The sequence below is a fragment of the Vibrio sp. V43_P6S15P86 genome, assembly GCF_009904725.1.
Classification (GTDB): Bacteria; Pseudomonadota; Gammaproteobacteria; order Enterobacterales; family Vibrionaceae; genus Vibrio; species Vibrio diabolicus.
In genome coordinates, this window is record NZ_WXWT01000350.1 from 1 (window position 1) to 2602 (window position 2602).

General features: G+C 37.9%; 3 protein-coding genes and 1 pseudogene. 3 read left to right on the plus strand and 1 reads right to left on the minus strand.

Translation table 11 applies throughout. The features are described 5' to 3' along the window. Positions 1-154 precede the first annotated feature (154 nt). The 3 genes and pseudogenes from CAG69_RS22780 to CAG69_RS15775 all read left to right on the plus strand — a co-directional run bounded on the left by CAG69_RS22780 (position 155) and on the right by CAG69_RS15775 (position 1288). Positions 155-283, plus strand: coding sequence for an IS1 family transposase (locus tag CAG69_RS22780; RefSeq protein WP_443088230.1), 129 nt, complete (start codon positions 155-157; stop codon positions 281-283). Between the two features lie 51 nt (positions 284-334). Further along, the gene (locus CAG69_RS22785; protein WP_443088232.1) at positions 335-448 is read left to right on the plus strand and encodes an IS1-like element transposase; all 114 of its coding nucleotides are present in this window, start codon (positions 335-337) and stop codon (positions 446-448) included. A 361-nt stretch (positions 449-809) separates the two neighbouring features. Continuing rightward, a pseudogene (locus tag CAG69_RS15775) lies at positions 810-1288 on the plus strand (DUF1456 family protein). A gap of 539 nt (positions 1289-1827) precedes the next feature. On the opposite strand, the gene CAG69_RS15780 reads toward CAG69_RS15775, so the two are convergent. Then, positions 1828-2394: a hypothetical protein gene (locus CAG69_RS15780; protein WP_005495314.1), complete on the minus strand. Its 567-nt coding sequence runs from the start codon at positions 2392-2394 to the stop codon at positions 1828-1830. Positions 2395-2602: the final 208 nt, after the last annotated feature.

Sequence of the window (2602 nt, forward strand, 5' to 3'; positions counted from 1 at the left end):
GAATAATTCTACACACCTGGCTTATTGCATGTTATATGCACTATTCTTACCGATAATTTAAGCAATAAGAACCTAACTATCCTTTCATTGGTCATGACTCAAATTGGTTGATAGATGTTAATATAGCCACCTGATTTCTGATGTTTTTTAACTCATGGCTACTATCCAAGTTCAATGTCGTTTCCGTAATAAAACAGAGCCCGTCCGTGAACATGGAAAAGGGCATTCTGGCTTTCCTCGTTTCAGATGTATCGAGTGTCGAAAGGGCTTTCAACTCGATTAAGTTTACGAAGTCCGCAAGCCAGATGTAAAAGAAAAAATTGTCGATATGTCAATGAATAGCTCTGGAGTTAGGGAAACAGCACAAGTGTTGAATGTCGCATACAACACGGTATTGAGCACCTTAAAAAATCTCGCCAAGGTAAGTAACCTCAATACCTTTCGATAGAGCAAATATAAGACTAATTTGTAAACTTGAAAGGCTAGCTGCATTGGTTGAGGAATATGAGGAAAAACACTTCCCCATTTAAGAACTGCAACACACCTTTGCTCCTTCCCGTGCCAGTGACCTTCTACCTCACAAATAACAGTGAGGTGGTTTGACCTACTTCTTCTAATCAGCATAGTGTGGTCTTACCAACTTAGCCAACTAGTTCGAATAGGCCGTCTTATTTCTATTTTTAACCTACCGAAGAAACGTGTTCTCTGTTAGAGTCACCGTCAACTACGCTATTGAATAAAGACACCCACAGATTGCATATCATTGATGGATTTTTATTCACTCTTAGAACTCATTTTAGGAATCCCTAGTGACTAACAACGAAATTTTACGTCGTATCCAACACGCGTTAAACCTTAAAAACGCGCAGATAATGAAAGCTTTCGCGCTGGCCGAAGTCACTGTGGCTCACGATAAAGTGGCAAACTGGTTAAAAGATGAGAGCGACAAATCTTGCGTTAAGATGAAGGATCAAGAGTTAGCGGTATTCTTAAATGGCTTTATTAACCTCAAGCGAGGAAAAAAGACGGCGAGCAACCTAAGCCAGAAGTCACGTTGACCAACAACATGATTCTCATGAAGCTGCGCATTGCGCTAGACATGAAAGCAGAAGATGTGTTGGACGTATTAGAAGTGGTTGGTATTAGTTTAAGTAAATACGAAATTGGTGCGTATTTCCGCAAGCCAAACAACAAAAACTACAAACAGTGTGAAGACCAACTGCTGTGCGACTTCTTAAATGGTGTGCAGTTTACCAATCGTCCCGATTCTGAAGAGTTTACTGGGTAGTTTTTATCTCGAATCGAACGTGGTAATTGATTAAAAAAGCGAGAACCATTTTATTTGGCTACTCGCTTTTATCATGCTAAAGACCGATATTAGAGCTTCACAATCACGTCTACTCTTTGTCTTTTTTCAGTAGATACCTATCAAACCACGCTGAAATCTGGTCGGCTTTTAGAATCAAGACACACACCGCCCCTATGACCCTACCAATATAAACCCAAGCTAAAACCTTAAGCCAGTTAGGGGCCACTATTCTGGTCAAGATGTTCCAGACATATTGTAGTGATTAACTAAAAATGGCCACGTATATAGAGTTTTTCCATACTTTTGGTCATGCGTGCAGAGTCACGACTGACGCCATTGGTAACACTAATTTGCCCCAAAATGGGTTGATAATGAGTAAACAATCTTTACCAGATGCTTTACAACTCATTAGAATTACTTAGTCATGGTGTTATCTACTTCGGATTGTAGAGAGTGTGTGGGTAGGGATATAAATAAGTTTTAGGGAGGTTAATCGTAACCTCCCGTGCAAAAATTACCTAACAGTCGTTATCCGAGCAAGTAAAGTCATCTTTAGACACGCTGATTTTCCCACTAAGTTGATTTGTACCATTAAAGTCATAATCTAACGTTTCTGCTGAAGAGCCAAAATTGCCATCATCATTAATATTGTGAGCGTCGAAGTCCACTTTAATCGAAGGATAATTACTAATATCTATTTTAAGGTAGTGATCTAAGTCACCCTCACTTGAATATGAAATACGCAACTTTTCTAAAAATGGCGAATATTCAAAATACTTACCTGAATCATTTGAGGTTAACATTATGACACTGTTGCTAGTCGTGATTTCTAAGCCTGCTTCATTACCATCAAAGTCATCGAGTGCATCAGGATCATAGCTTTGACTACATGTGTCTGTACTTGCTGTAATGTTACATTTAGCTAAAATATCTTTAACCAGTAAACTGGTTGCCTCTAAAATGTCCTCTGCGGCATTTCTAGCTTCGAAACTAGATAATTCTGTGGAAAGAGCTTTCTCTACATCATCTGAACCGCAACCTACCAATACACCTGAAACTGCCGCTGCGAGAATTAATTTTTTCATATTATTTATACCTTTGTCAATTAGTTAGACTTAAGAAAATAACCTATTAAAATAAGATTAATATGCCGGATTTAAGTCAATGTTTACCAAGTCTTAATAACCTTTAGAAGAATAACTTGATAGTGTCAAACTATTTGAAAATTAAATAATAAATGCTTGTGATATTTTCCTGATAAAAATACCTCTTCCAGTCTAGAGTAATGATTTA